At 43.0% G+C, this 19,252-nt stretch carries 13 protein-coding genes and 1 pseudogene; 12 read left to right on the forward strand and 2 right to left on the reverse strand.

From position 1 onward, the window contains the following. The first annotated feature begins 132 nt into the window (after positions 1 to 132). Positions 133 to 3,000 (forward strand): FAD-binding and (Fe-S)-binding domain-containing protein, encoded by a 2,868-nt coding sequence (locus tag ACSSVW_RS02860; protein ID WP_454178791.1) that lies wholly within the window; start codon positions 133 to 135, stop codon positions 2,998 to 3,000. 81 nt (positions 3,001 to 3,081) lie between these two features. On the opposite strand, the gene ACSSVW_RS02865 is transcribed toward ACSSVW_RS02860, so the two are convergent. Continuing rightward, the gene (locus tag ACSSVW_RS02865) at positions 3,082 to 4,269 is read right to left on the reverse strand and encodes an acyltransferase family protein (RefSeq protein ID WP_454178792.1); all 1,188 of its coding nucleotides are present in this window, start codon (positions 4,267 to 4,269) and stop codon (positions 3,082 to 3,084) included. Positions 4,270 to 4,602: 333 nt separating this feature from the next. Between ACSSVW_RS02865 and ACSSVW_RS02870 the strand changes: the two genes are divergently transcribed. Continuing rightward, positions 4,603 to 6,192 carry a sensor domain-containing diguanylate cyclase gene (locus tag ACSSVW_RS02870; protein WP_421419900.1) on the forward strand — a complete coding sequence of 530 codons (1,590 nt, stop codon included), beginning with the start codon at positions 4,603 to 4,605 and terminating at the stop codon, positions 6,190 to 6,192. Between the two features lie 52 nt (positions 6,193 to 6,244). Beyond that, positions 6,245 to 6,946, forward strand: coding sequence for a M15 family metallopeptidase (locus tag ACSSVW_RS02875; protein ID WP_218640585.1), 702 nt, complete (start codon positions 6,245 to 6,247; stop codon positions 6,944 to 6,946). A gap of 145 nt (positions 6,947 to 7,091) precedes the next feature. Here the strand turns inward: ACSSVW_RS02875 and ACSSVW_RS02880 are convergent, their stop codons facing one another. Beyond that, a complete protein-coding gene (locus ACSSVW_RS02880) occupies positions 7,092 to 9,257 on the reverse strand; it encodes a M3 family metallopeptidase (RefSeq protein ID WP_036972554.1) in 2,166 nt (721 codons plus the stop codon). Positions 9,258 to 9,680: 423 nt separating this feature from the next. Here ACSSVW_RS02880 and folE2 point away from each other — a divergent pair, with 423 nt between their 5' ends. From folE2 to ACSSVW_RS02925, 9 genes and pseudogenes are all read left to right on the forward strand, one after another. Next, positions 9,681 to 10,562, forward strand: a complete 882-nt coding sequence (gene folE2 / locus ACSSVW_RS02885) for a GTP cyclohydrolase FolE2 (protein ID WP_454178793.1) — start codon at positions 9,681 to 9,683, stop codon at positions 10,560 to 10,562. Between the two features lie 114 nt (positions 10,563 to 10,676). Further along, the gene (locus ACSSVW_RS02890; protein ID WP_036972550.1) at positions 10,677 to 12,836 is read left to right on the forward strand and encodes a S46 family peptidase; all 2,160 of its coding nucleotides are present in this window, start codon (positions 10,677 to 10,679) and stop codon (positions 12,834 to 12,836) included. A 191-nt stretch (positions 12,837 to 13,027) separates the two neighbouring features. After that, positions 13,028 to 13,669 carry a thermostable hemolysin gene (locus ACSSVW_RS02895; RefSeq protein ID WP_454178794.1) on the forward strand — a complete coding sequence of 214 codons (642 nt, stop codon included), beginning with the start codon at positions 13,028 to 13,030 and terminating at the stop codon, positions 13,667 to 13,669. A gap of 44 nt (positions 13,670 to 13,713) precedes the next feature. Further along, positions 13,714 to 15,117, forward strand: a pseudogene (locus tag ACSSVW_RS02900) (AMP-binding protein); the annotation flags it as partial. A gap of 18 nt (positions 15,118 to 15,135) precedes the next feature. Further along, complete coding sequence (locus ACSSVW_RS02905; protein WP_454178818.1) at positions 15,136 to 15,825, forward strand: TenA family transcriptional regulator; 690 nt, start codon at positions 15,136 to 15,138, stop codon at positions 15,823 to 15,825. Continuing rightward, the gene (locus ACSSVW_RS02910; protein WP_065979227.1) at positions 15,822 to 16,598 is read left to right on the forward strand and encodes an SDR family oxidoreductase; all 777 of its coding nucleotides are present in this window, start codon (positions 15,822 to 15,824) and stop codon (positions 16,596 to 16,598) included. Before ACSSVW_RS02905 ends, ACSSVW_RS02910 begins: the two co-directional genes overlap by 4 nt. Positions 16,599 to 16,618: 20 nt before the next feature. Then, the gene (locus tag ACSSVW_RS02915) at positions 16,619 to 17,266 is read left to right on the forward strand and encodes a tetratricopeptide repeat protein (RefSeq protein ID WP_036972546.1); all 648 of its coding nucleotides are present in this window, start codon (positions 16,619 to 16,621) and stop codon (positions 17,264 to 17,266) included. A gap of 3 nt (positions 17,267 to 17,269) precedes the next feature. Next, complete coding sequence (locus tag ACSSVW_RS02920; protein WP_065979228.1) at positions 17,270 to 17,929, forward strand: response regulator transcription factor; 660 nt, start codon at positions 17,270 to 17,272, stop codon at positions 17,927 to 17,929. Next, on the forward strand, positions 17,929 to 19,239 hold the full coding sequence (locus ACSSVW_RS02925) for an ATP-binding protein (protein ID WP_454178795.1): 1,311 nt from the start codon (positions 17,929 to 17,931) through the stop codon (positions 19,237 to 19,239). Before ACSSVW_RS02920 ends, ACSSVW_RS02925 begins: the two co-directional genes overlap by 1 nt. Positions 19,240 to 19,252: the final 13 nt, after the last annotated feature.

Raw genomic sequence — 19,252 nt, forward strand, 5'->3', positions numbered from 1 at the left:
TATAACGAAAACCCGACCTGCTCAGAACGAAGTTGATAATTTATCAATTTAATAAGTCGCTTTTTGATTAAAATTAAAGTAATAATATATTCCATATTTATCACACCAGATTAAGGCTAGCTTGGGGGCGAGATGGCATTAACCCGATTGCATGCGTTTAAACAATACATTACACCTTTTTTACCAGAGTCCGCATTAATAGAAGATTACTCGCGCCGCTATGCGTATGGAACAGACGCGAGCTTCTATCGTTTAATTCCTGAGTTAGTGGTTCTTGTCAGTAACCAAAAACAAGCAAAGCAGGTTATTAGCGCGGCAAATCAACATAACGTGCCTATTACCTTTCGGGCTGCGGGCACCAGCTTATCTGGCCAAGCAATTACCGACTCTGTCTTGGTTTTGCTGTGTGATAGTTGGAGCAACTTTGAAATTTTAGATAACGCCGATGCAATTCGTCTTCAGCCCGCCATTATTGGAGCAAGAGTCAATCAGGTGTTGGCCCCTTATGGTAAAAAGATTGGTCCTGATCCTGCGTCGATTAACAGCTGTAAAATTGCCGGTATGGCCGCTAATAACTCTTCTGGTATGTGCTGTGGTGTCGCACAAAATAGCTACCATACACTAAAAGATATGACGCTTATTTTTGCCGATGGCACAGAACTTAATACGGCTGACGAACACAGCTGCCAACGTTTCTTAAGCACCCATAGCGATTGGGTTAATGAGTTAATGAATTTAGTAGCCAGTGTTAAGCAAAACTCTGCACTCAGTGAGCTAATTACGCATAAGTACCGACTAAAAAACACCACCGGTTACGGTTTAAATGCGTTGTTGGATTTTTCTGATCCAATAGACATTATTAAGCATGTGATCATTGGTTCTGAGGGGACGTTAGCATTTATTGCCGATATCACTTACCACACGGTTATTGAGCACAGCCATAAGCACACCGGCTTCTTTATTTTTGATGACATAAACAAAGTGTGTGAGTTAGTGCAAAGACTTAGCGAGCTTGATGTCGCCGCCGTTGAGCTACTTGATAAACGTGCCTTGATGTCAGTGGCAGAGCACGCCATTATGCCCAAGAATGTTGCTGATTACCCAGAGCACGCCGCGGCGCTTTTAATTGAGCTAAGAGCAGAAGATGCACACACGCTCAATGAGCTTACGCACGCCACGCAGCAGTTAATTAATGAGTTTAGCGAATCTGCGCTCGCTACCATCGCCTTTTCGGCAGATAGCGTGCGCAATGCCGCACTGTGGAATATTCGCAAAGGAACATTTCCAGCGGTGGGAGCTGTGCGCGAAACAGGCACCACAGTAATTATAGAAGATGTTGCTTTCGCCCTTGATAAGCTGGCTTTGGGTGTTAATGCGCTTCATCAGCTCTTTATAAAATATGGCTACGATGAAGCGATCATTTTTGGTCATGCGCTGGCAGGAAATCTACATTTTGTGTTTACACAAGCATTCGATACTAAGCAGCAAGTAACGCGCTATGAGCAATTTATGGCAGATGTTGCCAACTTAGTCGCCGTTGAGCTTAAAGGATCACTAAAAGCAGAGCATGGCACGGGCCGTAACATGGCGCCTTTTGTGGCGACAGAGTGGGGCGATGATGGTTTTGCCGTTATGGTGAAGCTTAAGCAATTGTTTGATCCGAAAAATATACTCAACCCCGGGGTGATCATCAATGCTGATAAAAATGCGCATACGCAACATTTAAAAACCATGCCCAAAAGTGACGATATTATTGATACCTGCATTGAATGTGGCTTTTGTGAAGTTGTGTGCCCTTCAAAAGGACTCACTCTAACCCCAAGACAGCGCATAACTTTGTGGCGTCATCGCACTGAATTACACTCCGCGTTGCAAGCAGCAGACGACTTAAAAACCAAGCAACAGTTAAATCAAAAGCTCACCGTTATTGAAAATGACTTTAAATATCTGGGGATTGATTCGTGTGCAGCAACAGGGCTGTGTGGCTTAAAATGCCCTGTGGGTATTAACACGGGCGAATTTATTAAATCATTAAGAGCCGAAAAAGCGGCTACAAACAAACTCACACGCTCGCTTGCAGCCTTTGCGAGTAAGCATTTTGCGGTCATGGCCGGTGGGGCACGATTGGGTTTAAATGTGATGCAGGTGCTTGAAAAAGCTATCGGCACAAACAACCTTGTGAGCTTAACTAAACCTGCTCATAGACTACTGGGTACGCCTTTGTATTTTTCGGCGTGGCCTCGTGCTGAGCAACCAATTAATTGTCACGTAAAGCAAAAGCCGCAACATAAAAAAATGGTGTATGTGCCAAGCTGCGCAGGACGGGTTTTTGCTGCCGATAAAGGCAGTGATGATACGCGTTCTCTTGTCGAAGTAATGCATTCGTTAGCTGCAAAGGCAGGGTTTGAAGTTATCATCCCTAAACAGCCAGATTCATTATGCTGTGGTATGCCCTTTGCGAGTAAAGGCCTTAATAAAGAGTTTAAAAGCAAAAGTGAGCAATTACTAACAGAGCTAATTGACTGTTCAAATAATGGAGAATACCCCATCGTTTTTGATGCCAGTCCCTGCGCTTTAACCACATTGAATGCAGCAAAAAATACGCAACTGACTATTTTCGAAAGTGCAGACTTTGCAACCGAGCAGCTTTTAGCGCATTTGCAGGTAACTCAAACAAGCGAGCCTATTATGTTGCATGTAACTTGTAGCTCAAAGCGGTTAGGAAAAGAGCAAAGTTTAGTCACACTTGCCAAGGCATGCAGCTCAGACGTTATTATTCCGGCTGATATAGAATGCTGCGGCTTTGCTGGCGATAAGGGATTTAATCTGCCGAAGCTTAACGCCAATGCGCTCAAAACACTCAAACAACAGGTGCCAAAAAACTGCAATCGAGGGGTGTCTAATAGCCGCAGTTGTGAAATAGGCTTAACAGAGCACAGCGGAGTAAGTTATCAATCTATTTTATATTTACTTGATAAGCAAAGCAGCACTGTTAATTAGTAGCCTGTCTTATTAAAAGTCAGTTCTATTTACGAGCCAGAACGAGCCAGTTGTGTTGCCACAACTGGCTTAATTCATTATTTACACTTTCCAAAAAATGCCTTTCTTATAGCAGCCATACATCACACCGTATGACACAGCTAAAAACAGCAACGAAAACACAAAAGAAGCTAAGTGGTTATCTGTGATCAACGTGTTTATTGAGCCGTAAATAAGGCCCTTTAAGCTTGTATCCCCCACGGGGATCATAATTAATAACCGCGCCAGTATTGCTGCAAACATAAAGAATAAAATGGCGTTAGCACCAAACACAATGAAGGGAGCACCCCATGCACGTACTTTGTAAATGTCTAAAACTGCACTGCAAAACGCATAGGTAATTATTGCAAGTCCAGAGCTGAGTAACACATAACTTGGTGTCCAAAGTGCTTTATTGATAGGTGTAAGTGGCGAGATTAAGTAGCCTGCAATAACCGCTAACACACCTGTGAGGATAAAGACGCGCGCTTGTTTTTTTAGGTCTGTTTGTTTGGTTAAGTACACCGCCGCCAGTATGCCACTCAGCGCGCTGGCAATGGCAGGCAAAGTAGAGAAAATTCCCTCAGGGTCAAAAGGTAAGGGCTGTGCTTTAGCATAATAAACATGGTGACTACCCAGTACTGCATTATCAATCCACGCGCTTAAATTATTACCGTGTAACCATAAACCATTAACGACATCTCCGTTGGGCAGTGGGTAGGGAAGGTAGAGCATTGCTACAGCATAGACTGCAAGTAAGCTAATACAGGTTAATGCAATTTTTTGAGGCGTTAAATAGAGGTAACAACACAGTGCTACGATATACACTAAGCCAATACGCTGCAGCACGCCAAGTACTCTCAGTTGCAAAAGTGTGTCATCAATCCAGCTAAAGGTTGGATCACGAAAATTATAAAAAAACAGTGCTAAAAACCAGCCAAGAGCAAGTAGTTTAACGGCTCTAATTGCCCCCATTTTTAGTATATAAGCATGGTTAAACCCTTTAGCTCGCATGCTATCGACAGAAAGAGTAATCGACATACCAACAATAAAAATAAAAAAGGGAAAGATTAAATCGGTTGGTGTCCAGCCATGCCACTCAGCGTGTTTTAGCGGCCAATACATTGCGCTCCAACTGCCCGGATTATTTACTAGAATCATTGCGGTGATGGTTAAGCCGCGCATAACGTCTAGCGCCATTAAGCGATGCGGCGGTAATGTGTTTAGAATGGATGAACAGTGTTGTTTCATTTTGAATTTTTTATCTTTTATTAATAATTTTAATCTAGATAATTTATTCCTTTAAAGCAAGCCGTATCTAATTTTTTATAAACGAGGGCACCACACGCATGAATTTAAATGAAAGTGTATGAACCTATGAATCTATGAATCTATGGCAGTGGTTAATCAATAAAGTGATTTATTAGAGTAAATGCACTTATTGTTGCGCTAAATCAAAATTTAAGAAAAGTTCTATAGAGGTACAAATTTACAATTGCTAGTATAAAGGTATTAGATGTGCTCGATACGGAGATTGGGCTTTATTAAATGAGATGTATCGTGCTTAATTGTCTGAGAGCGGGTTTGAACCTGCATCGCTTAATTTTACTGCTGGCGTTTTCTGCAACGCTCATTACCTTGCTAAATAGTTACTACTCAAGCTATCAAGTTCAAAAACAACAGCTAATAGATAACACATTAAATAATCATAAAGCGTATGCGGCAAAGCTTGTGTCTGCTACCGATAACTTTTTATTGGCGGCGCAGCAGCAATTAGCATACGTTGCCAAAATACTTGAAGCAGATTTTACAAATCAAACGCTCATTAATGCTGAAGCAGAACGATTAAGGCTGCAAACAAACAGTTTTAATTCAACAATTATTGTCAATAAGTTTGGTGACATATTAGGGGTGTCGCCCCTTTCACTCAACTTACAAAATCGTAAAGTGGATAGTTTTGGTACCAAAGCCGCGCTGTCGTATCGCGTGCCTATGATCAGTGAGCCCTATATCTCAATGGCCGGTAACTTACTGATTTTTATGTCACAGCCGTTATTTAATTCAAACAATGAATTTATTGGCTATGTAGGCGGCACGTTATACTTAAAGCGTGCCAGTATTCTCAACGAACTATTGCAGGTACATTATCACCAAGACGGCTCGTATTTGTATGTCGTCGATGAAAACAACCGTTTGCTTTATCACCCCGATAAAGAGCGCATAGGTGAGCAAGTATTTGATAACCAAGTGATCAATGCTGTGCTTAAAGGCAAAGTTGGTAAGCAACAAGTGATTAATAGTCAAGGTGTTACAATGTTAGCGGGGTATGCCCCCATGACAATGGCACCTTGGGGCGTGGTAACACAACGTCCGCTTGAAAGTACCCTTGCACCGCTTGATAGCTTAATGTGGCAAGTATTTATTAAAACAGCGCCAATAGGAATATTAACATTCGTGTTAATTTGGGTGCTTGCAAAATTGATAGCTCAGCCTTTAAGAAAGCTGGCTGAAACAGCAAATACTTTGGATGAGCCCACAACATCAGTGGCACTTAAACACATTCGCTCTTGGTATTATGAGAGCGATGAACTGAGAAAAGCAATGCTCAAAGGGATTGGGCTGTTAGAAAGTAAAATAGGCCTTTTGCGTCACGAAGCACACACTGATCCGTTAACGGGTTTGCACAATCGAAGAAGCTTAAATATGCAGTTAAGCCAATTAATGGCACAGCAGCGCTCATTTGCGGTATTAGCGATTGATATTGATCACTTTAAACGCGTAAATGATGAGTTTGGTCACGATATTGGCGATGTTGTTTTGCAATCTTTAGCAAAAATACTCCTCGATGTGACGCGTGATAGCGATATTGTGGCACGCACTGGCGGTGAGGAATTCATTGTTATTTTACCTAATGTGCACCCTAAGCGTGCGTATCAATTGGCTGAACGTTTACGTATACGCATTTCTAAGAGCATTATTGAACCGGTGGGTAATATTAATGTATCGATTGGTATTGCGGGCTGGCCGCTTGAGCAATTAAGCCTAGACGACGTTATGAAATTAGCCGACCAAGCGCTTTATCTAGCAAAAAGAACAGGTCGCAATCGCTGTGTTGTCGATACGATTTATGATCAAGAGGATACGTCGCTTTTTGAGGCGACAGAGTTGGAATAAGTTATTTATTGTGTAATAGTGAAATTAATTAAGTTATTAACGGATAAATTTAATGGCATTCACTCACTTATATAGCGTGTCTAAATCAATGGCTTTTGTCGGCGTAGCATTACTGAGCGCGGCATCGGTCAATGCAACCCCACAAGAAGATAAGCGCAGCGAGTTTGTAGATGTCGGTGCATTATTGCCAAATGCGATGCTCGATATTCGTTATTTTGGCCATCATAACTTTGTTGGCAAACCGATAGAGGGCTATAACGCCCCTAAGTGTTTATTGCACACCAGCGCTGCCAATGCGCTTAAAAAAGTGCAAAATGCGGCGCAAATTGAGGGCCTTGGTCTAAAAATATTTGATTGTTACCGCCCACAACGCGCTGTTAATCATTTTGTGCGTTGGGTAAACGACCTAGAGGATACCCGCACAAAAGCTGAGTTTTATCCAAATTTAGGGAAAGACCAGCTGCTTGGCGACTATATTGCTGCTAAATCAGGCCACAGCCGAGGTTCAACTATCGACTTAACGTTGGTTGACTCTAAGGGGAAAGAGCTTGATATGGGGTCACCGTTTGATATGTTTGATACCCTTTCTAACACCGACGACTCACGAATTAGCCCCAGTCAAAAAGCAAATAGATATAAACTTAAACAGTTGATGACCGATGCAGGCTTTGCCCCGTATTCAATGGAATGGTGGCACTTTACTTATCAGCCTCAGGCATACCCAGCCACCTACTTTGATTTTGTGGTGGAATAGAAAAGCTCTAAATTATTAAAAACGCGGCATAAAACGTTGTGACAGGTCGGTGTGAAACTACGGGGTTAATCCCACATAGCCATTGCCTAGCGAAATGCCCCCACTTCGTGCCTTTATAAGCACAAAGTGGGGAGTCGCAACTGCTCTACTGAACAGTCGCTTTTAAACCACGGCGTTTTAATAGCGCTGAGGTATCAGGTTCTTGACCACGGAATGCTTTGAACGATTCCATAAGGTCACGTGAGTTACCAACTTCTAAAATTTCTTTACGGTATTTATCACCCATTTCGCGTGTTAAACCACCTTGCTCTTGTACATAAGCAAAGGCATCTGCCGCTAAGATTTCACTCCACATATATGCGTAGTAACCAGCTGAGTAACCACCACCCATAGAGTGTGAGAAGAAGGCTGATTTATAACGAGGTGGAACAAATGGCACGTTTACGCCGTGTTTAGTCAGTGCTTCTTGTTCAAACTTCTCGATATCTTGCAGGGGAGCATCTGCACTCAGTGAGTGCCATTCCATATCTAACAGCGCTGCTGCAACATACTCAAGCGTATCGTAGCCTTGGTTAAAGCTGCGAGATTGAATTACTTTTTTCAGTAATTCATCAGGAATAGGCTCACCTGTTTTGTGGTGTTTTGCATAATTAGCGATAACTTCAGGGTACATTGCCCAGTCTTCTTCAAAGGTAGAAGGGAACTCTACGAAGTCACGCGATACCGACGTACCAGACAATGTTGGGTACTTCACGTTTGAGAACATGCCGTGTAGGCCATGACCTAATTCGTGGAAGATTGTCGTGGCTTCATCATAGCTGATAAGTGTTGGTTCGCCATTGGCACCTTTTTGAATGTTCATAACATTCACAACCACGGGTTTTTGCTCTTTTAAGCCAGACTGTTTCACGAACGAGCTCATCCATGCACCACCACGTTTACCTTCACGGGCAAAGTAATCAGCAAAGAAAATAGCTAAGCTCTTACCGTCTGCATCAAATAATTCGTACGCTTTCACATCTGGGTGATAAACGGGCAGATCGTTGCGTGGTTTGAAAGTAATACCGTATAAACGGTTCATTGTGTAAAACACGCCGTCTTCTAATACGCGGTTAAATTCAAAATATTCTTTAACAGCGTTTTCATCTAGGTTGTATTTATCTTTACGCACTTGCTCTGCGTAGAATAACCAGTCCCACGGTTGCAGCTTAAATTGCTCACCTGACTCATCAATTTTCGCTTGGATTGCTGCCGCTTCTGCGTTGACGTTTTGCATCAATGCCGGGATCATGCTGGCAAACATATCAAATACGGCTTCTGGTTTTTTCGCCATTTGCGACTCTAAACCAAACGCAGCCCAGCTATCATAACCTAGTAATTTGGCTTTTTGAGCACGTAACTTAGCAAGTTCAGCAACAATTTCACGGTTGCTGTTTTCGCCTGAAAGAGCACGCTCTGCAGATGCACGCCATACTTTTTCACGCAGGTCACGATTTTTCAGTGTGGCTAAAATTGGTTGGCGTGTGGTGTTAGTGATTTTGATTAGGTACTTACCCGGGTGACCCGCTTCTGTTGCAGCATTAGCAAGCTGTTCAACTTGACCCGCAGGTAAGCCTTCAAGCTGTGCTTTGTCATCAACTAACACAACGTTGGTTTTAGTCAGTGCTAATAGGTTTTGCGAGAACTGCGTGGTTAAGCTTGAATGCTTTGTATTGATATCACGGATTTGTTGTTTTTCTTCTGCGTTTAGTTTTGCACCTGCACGTACAAAGCGCTTGTAGTAAACATCAAGTAAGCGCTTTTCTTCGGCTGTTAGCGCTAAAGAATCCATTTGTTCATGTACGCTAGCAACTTTGTCGAACAGTGCTTTATTTAAGAAAATATTGTCGTTATGTGCAGCAAGCTTTGGAGCGAGTTCTTTTTGTATTTCACGACGAGCAGGGTTTGAATCACTGCCTGCTAGGTTATAAAAAATGCTGCGTGTGCGCGTTAATAATTCACCGCTTTTTTCAAGTGCAACAACGGTGTTAGCAAAGTCTGGCTTTGCTGTGTTGTTGATGATCGCTTGAACTTCTGCCATTTGCTCTGTCATGCCCTTATTGAAAGCAGGCATGAAGTGCTCATCTTTAATGGCGTTGAAATCAGGCGTTTCGTATTGTAGTTCGCTTTTCACAAACAGTGGGTTTGTTTGTTCAACAGCGCTTGCCGGTGCTGTTTGCTCTGTAGTGGTATTGTTTGCTGTTGTTTGTGGTTCAGAACAGGCCGTTAACAATAACGCTGAACTGATCGCTGTTGCGAGTAAGTGTTTCATTGTTTATCTCTTTTTTATTTCTAAAATTAAATTGCGCCGGTAATGCGAAAGCTTCGTTAATAGTTAGTCGCGGCGCAGTTATGCTCACTAGGAGCACAATGACTGTGTAACCAATAGACTGAGGATACTGTGGATGACGACGAATGACCCCATCCGTTGCGATAAGGTGATTATTGGCTGCGATAAGTGGTGAATCTACCCTAAACCCCGACTGTCTTTATTATATAAACAGACCAAAATCATATCGCCTTTTTGTCAATTTTAAAAGCAACCGTATTTTTTAGCCCCATTCTCAGTGATTAAATGGTATGTTATATTGTATCATTAATTATTCAATAAACTGTATTGGCATTTTATTTTTTAAGTCAGTCATTAGGAAAAGGCCATCAGGCTTTTAATTTTAGTCATTTATAAGAATCCACTATGTATTTACCCGATATAACCTCACACAGTAATAGCCATTTTCAATTTCCGTTAAAGTGGGTCGGCATGGAAAAAATAGCCTTACCTCTCAAGCTTGAGTTGGCGGGGTTAAATGTGGCGCTTAATGCGTTTGCCGATGTGTTTGTTAGCCTAGACAGCAATGCTAAAGGCATTCATATGTCGCGTTTGTATTTAATGCTTAATCAGATGTTGGCACAGCAAACATTAACTCAACATCGATTGGCTGAGTGTATGAACCACATGCTTGCTTCTCAACAGGGCTTAAGCCAAGGAGCAAAGCTGGTGCTGCATTTTGATTTACCGTTGTTAAAACCGGCATTGCTCAGTGATAACGCGGGGTATAACGCTTACCCCGTGGTGTTAACCATTACTCAGCAAGCGCACCTAACGGTTAAATTAAACGTCACGATTGCTTACAGTAGTACATGCCCGTGCTCAGCGGCGTTGTCGCGACAGCTTTTAAGTGAAGCGGTCGACACACATTTTAAAGAAGACAGCATCGATAAGCACGCATTGTTAGGCTGGCTTGCCAGTGAAGAAGGCTCGATTGCAACGCCGCATAGCCAGCGCTCTTATGCCTACATAGACGCCACCTTTGAGAGTGAACAATTGCCTGATCTTTCGCATTTTATACAAACATGTGAACACGCAATTGGTACTCCCGTGCAAACCGCGGTTAAGCGTGAAGATGAGCAAGCATTTGCAGCCCTTAATGCAGAAAACTTATTATTTTGTGAGGATGCAGCAAGGCGATTAAAGGCATGTTTAGAGGCAATGAATGGGCTTGCTGACTATCAGTTTAAAATTGAACATCAAGAAAGTTTGCATGCGCATAATGCAGTGGTTTACGAGGCTAAGTAGGCTTAAATGTTTACAAACTTTGACAATCGTAGTCGCAAATTATTGCTATTGTACAAAACAAGGTGAATGATACGACCGCTAAAAATGATTAACAAAATAATATAAAGGTATTCTATGCGTTTTAAATTTATTGCAGCTGCAGTGGGTCTCGCTGTTGCAAATGTTGCTGTTGCAGACGAAGGTATGTGGCAACCTCACCAATTGCCAGAACTTGAATCAATTTTGAAAGCGAAAGGCTTGAACATCGACGTACAGTCAATCTCAAAATTGACAGAGTTTCCAATGAATGCAGTTATCAGCCTTGGGGGGTGTACCGCTTCGTTTGTTTCACCTAAAGGGTTAGTGGTAACAAATCATCACTGTGCGTATGGCTCAATTCAGTACAACTCAACAACCGAGAACAACATTCTTGAAAACGGCTTTCTTGCTAAAAATCATGCCGAAGAAGTGCCTGCCGCACCAGGTTCACGCGTGTACGTGACTGAAGACGTCGTTGAAGTCACAGATAAAGTAAATCAAGGCACCGATACCCTAACCGGTAAAGCGCGTTTTGATGCCATTGAAGCAAACCGAAAAGCATTGGTAAGCGAGTGTGAGCAAGATGATAGCTACCGCTGTAATGTGTATACTTTTCATGGTGGCTTAGAGTATTACTTAATTAAGTCACTTGAAATTAAAGATGTGCGTTTAGCGTATGCCCCAGCCATGGGCGTGGGTAAATATGGCGGCGACATTGATAACTGGATGTGGCCGCGCCACACGGGGGACTTTTCATTCTACCGTGCTTATGTGGGCAAGGATGGCAAGCCCGCTGAGTTCTCTAAAGACAATGTTCCTTACCAAAGCGATGCGTTTTTAAAAGTCAGTGCCAAGGGCGTACAAGAGGGTGACTTTGTAATGGTAACGGGCTACCCAGGTAGCACTAACCGCTACCGTATTTCACCTGAGGTTGATTACGTGTTTAACACGGCTTATCCACTGGCACGCAAATACAATTCAAAATATGTTTCATTGATTGAAGAAAATGCCCCAGAGGGTTCCGCGGCGCGTATTGCTTACGAAAGCACAATCGCTGGCTATAACAATTACATTAAAAATTATGGCTCAATGATAGAGAGCTTTAATAAAGGTTCAATGTATACCCGCAAACAGCAATTCGAGAAAGATCTAGCAGCGTGGATTAATAAAGACAGTCAACGTAAAGCTAAATACGGCAGCGTGTTGGCAGATTTAACCGCGTTAGTCGATGAGTCGCAGCAGCATAATCAACGCGACCGCATGTTAGGGTATGTGCATCGTTCGCAAATGATGTCATCAGCGCGCATGCTGTATCGTTTAGCCTATGAAAAGCAAAAGCCAGACGCAGAACGTGAAAGCGGCTACCAAGAGCGTGATATTCCACGTATTAAATCTCGCCTAGAAAGCATGAGCCGCCGTTACGACGAAACGGTTGATAAAGCTATTTTACTGTACTTTATTGAGCAGTATGCAGCGCTACCAAGCGACGAGCGTGTTGCAGAAGTTGATAAAGCACTTGGTTTAAGCGCTGGTTTTGATAAGCAAAAGCAACAGGCTTTGCTTGATGATATGTATGCTAACTCAGTGCTAAGCGATGAAACAAAGCGTCTATGGATGACTGATTTAGACCTTGCACAATTAAAGCAAAGCAGCGATCCATTTATTCAATACGCACACGCTATTTTTAACGTGATGAAAGACATTGAAGATGCGAAAAAAGAGCTTGAAGGTAAGCAACAAGCTGCGCGCCCAGCTCTAATGGAAGCCATTATTGCTTACAACAAAGCGATGAACAAACCTGTTTATGCTGATGCTAACAGCACATTACGTGTGACGTATGGCACGGTAGGCGGCTATTCACCGCAGGATGGCTTAGTGGCAACCCCCTTTACATCTTTAGAAGGATTGCTTGCAAAGAACACCGGCGTTGAACCATTCAACTCTCCTGAAAAGCAAAATGAGTTGATTAAACAAAAGCTTTACGGCGACTACACGGGCGGCATGAATACGGTGCCAGTTAACTTTTTATCGAATGTTGATACCACAGGTGGTAACTCAGGTTCACCTACTTTAAACGGCAATGCCGAGCTGGTTGGTTTACTGTTTGACGGTGTGTACGAGAGTATTATTGGTGATTGGGATTACGATGCTAATCTAAATCGCTCTATCCATGTTGATTCACGCTACATGCTGTGGGTGATGGATAAGGTCGACAATGCCCAAAACTTATTAAAAGAAATGAGCATCGTTAAATAACTCGGTTAAATAGCTTTATTATCTGAGCGATAAAATGCCAGTCCTTGCGACTGGCATTTTTGTTTTTTAATGAACATAAACGCATTTCAATTCAAGGAAATAAAAATATTTTATAAAAATAAATATTTCTTAAGTTTTATTTAAGTTTCGCTCGATAAATTTTACACATAACCTATGTGGAGCGAACGATAATGCTTTCAGTTAAACACTCACAATATACGCAAGTAAACGATCCCACTTTTGTTTGTGTACGCGAAGGGGGACACGACCGTGACCGCCTCGAGAATACTATTAAGCAAGGTTTTGCTGCTGCCTATAATGCGAAAATCACGCAATTTATGCCGTTACTTTGCGAGCTCAATATTGATGGTGAAGTGTGTACGCTAGGGCTTCGTTCTGCATCATATCCTTTGTTTATTGAACAGTACCTGCCAGCGCCTATTGAGCATTTCGTGAATGCCAAGCGTGAGCAGATTTTTGAGCTAGGTAATTTGTGCTCAACGCATCGAAAAGCCACCTTGGCGCATTTTGTGTTAATGAACGAAGCGCTTTATCAAGCAGGGGCAAGCCATTTAGTGTTTTGCGCCACTCGTAAAGTACGTGCTTTATTAAAAATGCTGGGTGTTCATTGCAATGAAATTGGTGTTGCGAATGCCTATGCACTTCAAGACCCTGCTAGTTGGGGCAGCTATTACGATAACCAACCGACCCTTTGTGTCGTTGACTTAAATGAAGCGCATCAATGCATCATAAACACTCCCGCTTTATTCAATATCAAACAACAGTGTTTGTTGTCATCGCTTGAGCTTGCTGTGTTTTTGGAGGCGCTATGAATTGGTTTGCACAGTTACCGCACCGCGATAGCGACGTTTTATTGATGTGCCAGCACCCTGATGGTGTGCGTTCTTTAACTAAGCATGGCTTTCTTGAAGAGGTCGCGCGTTTATTACCAACATTGGCTGAATTTTCAGGCCAAGGCGTTGCTTTCCAACTTGATAACACACCAGCATGGTGTGTGCTTGAAGCCGCAATTACTGAACTTGAAAGGGTCGCAATTCCGCTTCCAACGTTTTTTACCGCACAGCAAATTGCGCTGAGTCTAGAAAATAGTGGGGCTGAGTTGTTTGTATGTGATCGTGTTTTCGAAGGCGAAAATGCAACATTAGTGGCCTTGGTTGACGTATGTAAACGCTACCCTTTATATGTATATCAGTTATCTGATACACAGCCGATTACATATTTCGAAAATACGCAAAAAATAACCTTTACGTCGGGCTCAACAGGTACGCCAAAAGGGGTGTGTTTATCGCTTGAAAGCCAAATCAAGGTAGCAACGTCACTTTATAAACGTATTGGTTTAGAAAAACCAAACCATCTGTGTCTTTTACCTTTACCTGTACTTCTTGAGAACTTAGCCGGTGTATATGCGCCTTTGTTAGCGGGTGGGAGTGTTAATGTAGTGCCATTGGCTGAACTTGGTTTTTCGGGTGCTCAGTTACGTGAACCGCAAAAACTCATTGCTGCAATAGAGCGCACTGAGCCTAATACCCTCATTTTAGTGCCAGAACTTCTCAGCTGCTTAGTGGCCTTTGCAAAGCAGGGATGGCAAGTCCCGACTAGCTTACAATTTATTGCTGTGGGGGGAGCTGTGGTGAGTAGCAAACTGATCAAGCAAGCCCGTGAATATGGCTTACCGGTTTATCAGGGTTATGGCTTATCTGAGTCTTCATCGGTGGTGAGCTTAAATACCCCAGCTGATGATGATATTGAAACGGCGGGGCGCGCGCTCAATCACATTCAATACAAAATTGAAAACAACCAACTGTTTATTAAAGGCTCATTATTTTTAGGTTACTTAGGGCAAGCCGCACATAAGAGCGATGATTGGTATGCAACAGGCGACTTGGTCGCTGAGCACGAGGGTCGCATAGTGATCCAGGGGCGCTTAAAAAATCAGCTAATCACGAGCGTTGGCCGCAATATCAGCGCTGAGTGGCCTGAGTCGTTATTACTTAGTCACAGTCATGTACAGCAAGCGGTCGTTGTTGGTGAAGGCCACGCGTTTTTATCGGCGCTAATATTTGCCAACCCAGTAATGACTGATGATGAACTTGCCGCGCATGTTGCTGCCCAAAACGCGCAGCTGCCAGAGTACGCACACATCCTAAAATGGCACCGTTTGGCAGAGCCAATGAGCCACACACAAGGTTTATTAACGAGCAATAATCGTCCTAAGCGCGAGTTGATTAACTCATTTTTTGCTAGCGAGATTTCAGCATTCTATCAAGAGGCGACGAACATGAGTCAATTTTTCAATACATTACAAGCCGAAACACAAAAAGAGCGTGATTACCTATTAGCAGCACCAATCATTGGTCGTGTGTTTAAAGGTGAGGTAAACCTTGCAGAATATGCGTCGTTTTTATCGCAAGCGTATCACCATGTTAAGCACACCGTACCGCTTTTAATGGCGCTGGGTGCAAAGCTCAGCGATAAACAAGAGTGGCTACGTGAAGCCGTTGCAGAATACATCGAAGAAGAGTTGGGCCATCAAGAGTGGGTGTTAAACGATATTGCTGCCTGCGGTTTTGATAAAGAGCGGGTACGCAATTCGCGTCCGCAGTTTTCAACAGAGCTGATGGTGTCATACGCGTACGATTTAATAAATCGTGGTAATCCAGTGGCATTTTTTGGCATGGTGCATGTGCTCGAAGGCACTTCAATTGCCCTGGCAGATAACGCAGCAGGGCAAATTCGTGACGTCATTGGTTTACCTAAAAAGGCGTTTACTTACCTTACGTCACACGGTGCACTTGATATTGAACATGTGAAGTTCTTCGAAAGTTTAATGAATCAAATCGATAACGAAGACGATCAACACGCCATAATCCACGCTGCTAAATGCTTTTATAAACTTTACGGCAATATTTTCCGTGATCTTGATACTGAGCCTTTCTTTCGTGAGTCAGGTTTGGAGCAAAGCGCATGAGTAGCCCCGTTTGTGTTCTAACCGGTGCAACGGGGGGCATTGGTCGTGCTATTGCGCTTCGTCTTGCAAAAGAAGGCTGGCGTGTGGTGTTGGTAGGGCGCAACATTAAGCAACTTGCTGCACTGCAATTAGAATGTGGCAACGACGCTGAATATTTTCAGGCCGACCTAAATAACAGTGAATCACGCGATGAGCTCGCTAAATTTGCGAAGCAAATAGGGGGGGCAAGTTTACTTATAAACAATGCGGGTGTGAACGTTATGCAAGGCTTTAGTGAAATGAGTGAGCAGCAAATAGATCATCTATTGAATATTAATCTCACTGTACCTATTAAATTATGCCAGCTGTTTTTGCCTCAAATTACTCGTAATAAAGGCACCATAGTCAACATAGGTTCGTCGTTTGGAAGTATCGGGTATCCGTATCAAACGGTGTACTGTGCCAGCAAATTTGGCCTGCGAGGTATGACAGAAGCACTTGCTAGAGAGCTTAGCCACAGCGAGGTTAAGGTGTTGTATTTAGCACCTCGTGCAACCGACACCGCCATTAACTCGCCACAAGTACGCGCCATGAACAAAGAACTTGGTAACACGATGGATCCGCCAGAAAAAGTAGCTGATGCATTGGTTGAGTTAATTAAATCAAAAAAACGTCGCCGCTTTATCGGCTTCCCTGAAACATTATTTGCCCGTATTAACGGTGCATTTCCATCACTAGTTGATAACGCAATTGCAAAACAACTTCCTAAAATTAAAAGTTTTTTTGCGAACTAAATTGATTAAGGTGAACGATTATGACTAAACTAAATTTAAAAGCCCTGATGATGTTAGGCGTTATTATGGCAGCCCCAGCAAAAGCCGACTTTAATAGTGATTTAAGCTCGGTGCAAAAGCAGTGGGCAGTGGTTAATTACGAATTAGTTGATGATGCACAGTTAAATGCGTTTGAAAAGCTGGCCAGTGAAACGGCTGAATTTACAAAAGCAAATGACGCACAAGCGGCAAGCCATATTTGGTATGGCATTGTGTTATCGAGCTATGCAGGTGCAAAAGGCGGGCTAGGGGCGTTAGGTCTGGCTAAAGATGCCAAGGCGCAATTTGAAAAAGCGCTCAAACTTGACCCAAATGCACTTGATGGCTCGGCATACACAAGCCTAGCAACCTTATACGGAAAAGTACCCGGTTGGCCCATCGGTTTTGGTGACGATGATGAAGCGAAAAAACTATTTAAACAGGCGCTTGAGCTAAATCCTCGTGGCATCGACAGCAACTATTTATATGCCGCGTTTTTATATGATGAGCATAAATACAAATCAGCGAAAGAATTTTTATTGGTTGCTCAACAAGCACCTGCGCGCCCTGACAGAGTAAAAGCAGATCTTTATCGCCAACAAGAAATCACGCAATTATTGGCGAAGGTCGAGAAAAAATTAAAGAGATAACTCATGCATTTATTGCTCGTTGAAGACGATCATTTAGTCGCAGAAGGCCTGTGTCGCTCTTTACGTCAACAAGGTTATAGTGTTGAACACAGTGCGACCGTTAAGTCTGCGATGCAATGGTTGCAAAGCGATGAAATTGAACTGGTAGTTCTTGATTTAGGGCTACCAGATGGTGATGGCATCGATATTCTTAAGCACATAAAAAAGAATCGTAAACAGCTTCCTGTGGTGATTTTAACAGCCCGTGGCAGCATTGATGATAAAGTGATGGGGCTTGATTTAGGTGCTGATGATTATTTGGCTAAACCGTTTGATCCAGCCGAGTTATTTGCTCGCCTTAGAGTGGCAAGCCGGCGTTTAACGCAAGCGCAAACGAGCATACTGCAAGTGGGCGATGTCGAAATGGATACCGCAGCTTTTACCGTGAGGTATCAAGGCGAGCCTGTCAATTTACCTCGTAAAGAGTTTATGTTGCTTAAAGCCTTGTTAGAAAACCAAGGTCGGGTGCAGTCCAAACAGCAGTTAGAAAGTAAACTCTATGAATGGGGTGAAGAAGTGGGTTCAAACACCATCGAAGTGCACATTCATCATTTGCGTAAAAAATTCCCTAAGGAATTTATTAAAACCTTGCGTGGTATCGGCTATGTGGTGGGTAAACGCTAGTGTCAATTCGTAAGCGACTCACCTTTTTAATACTCTCAATGGTGATTTTGACCTGCTTTTTGGCTTTCACCAAAGGTTACCGCGAAAGTATGAATCAGGCTGAAGCATTACTCGATAATGAGTTGGTGACGCTTGCACATGTGCTAATTGAACAACCGCTAAGCAAAGAAACACCCACATATAGCACTGATTTGCCCCAGCTGTTGTTTCAGGTTTGGGTTGATGACAAAGTGGTCTCAAGTTCAACGTCATTGCACAATAACCCTATTAATCAAAGCCAATGGCAGCCAGGTTTTAGTGTCGAAAACTTAGCGGGGCAACGGGTCAAGGTTTACCGTTTAAGCGAAGCTAATAAGCGGGTATTAATTGCAGAGCCGTTAAGTAAGCGCGTAGCGCTCACCGAAACCGTTATTCTGTCAGCAATGACCCCATTGCTGTGGAGTGTGCCCATTTTGGCTGTTCTAATCAGTGTCTTTGTAAAACAAGGGCTTGCACCGCTAACACGTCTTTCTAATCAGCTTCAGCATCGCCAAGCAAATGACTTTACCGCAATACCATGGCAAACCCCAGAGCAAGAAATTAAACCGGTTATTAATCGCTTAAACGACTTGTTTAAGCGTGTTGAGAGTGCCTATTTACGGGAGCGTTTTTTTGCTTCAGATGCTGCCCATGAGCTGCGAACTCCACTCAGCAGTTTAAAAATCAATGTACATAATTTACTTGCCCAAGGGGGTGATAATATTGAACTTGATGCGATGGAAAAAGGGCTCGATAAACTCAGTAACATTGTTGAGCAAATGTTGATTTTAGGGCGAACTTACCCCGAGCAATGGCAGGCGCAATTTAGCCCCATTTCAGTGCTCGAAATTAGCCAGCAAGTGGTGTCGCAACTTTATGATCGCATTGATGAAAAAGAGCACACAATCAGCATAGAAGGAGATGATTTTATCATCGACGGAGACGAATTCACGCTCGTCACTTTATTTGGCAACTTACTCAGTAACGCCATAAAATACACCCCCGCTCAGGGAGAACTGAGCATTACCCTGAAAACCGACAATAGTCGGTATATCTGGCAAATTGATGATTCAGGCCCCGGTATTGATGAAGCCCAAAAACAGCGTATTTTTAACCGTTTTTATCGGGTGGGCGGCGATAAACACCCATCAGGAGAGCAAGGGGCAGGGCTTGGTATGGCGATTGTTGAACACATTGTATCGATTTATAACGCTGATATTGCGCTTGCCGATAGCCACTTAGGTGGCTTACGTGTGAGCGTGTCCTTTATACAAGGAGACAGGAGTGAATAAATGGATTTTTGCG

Source organism: Pseudoalteromonas sp. MBR-15 (genome assembly GCF_053628915.1).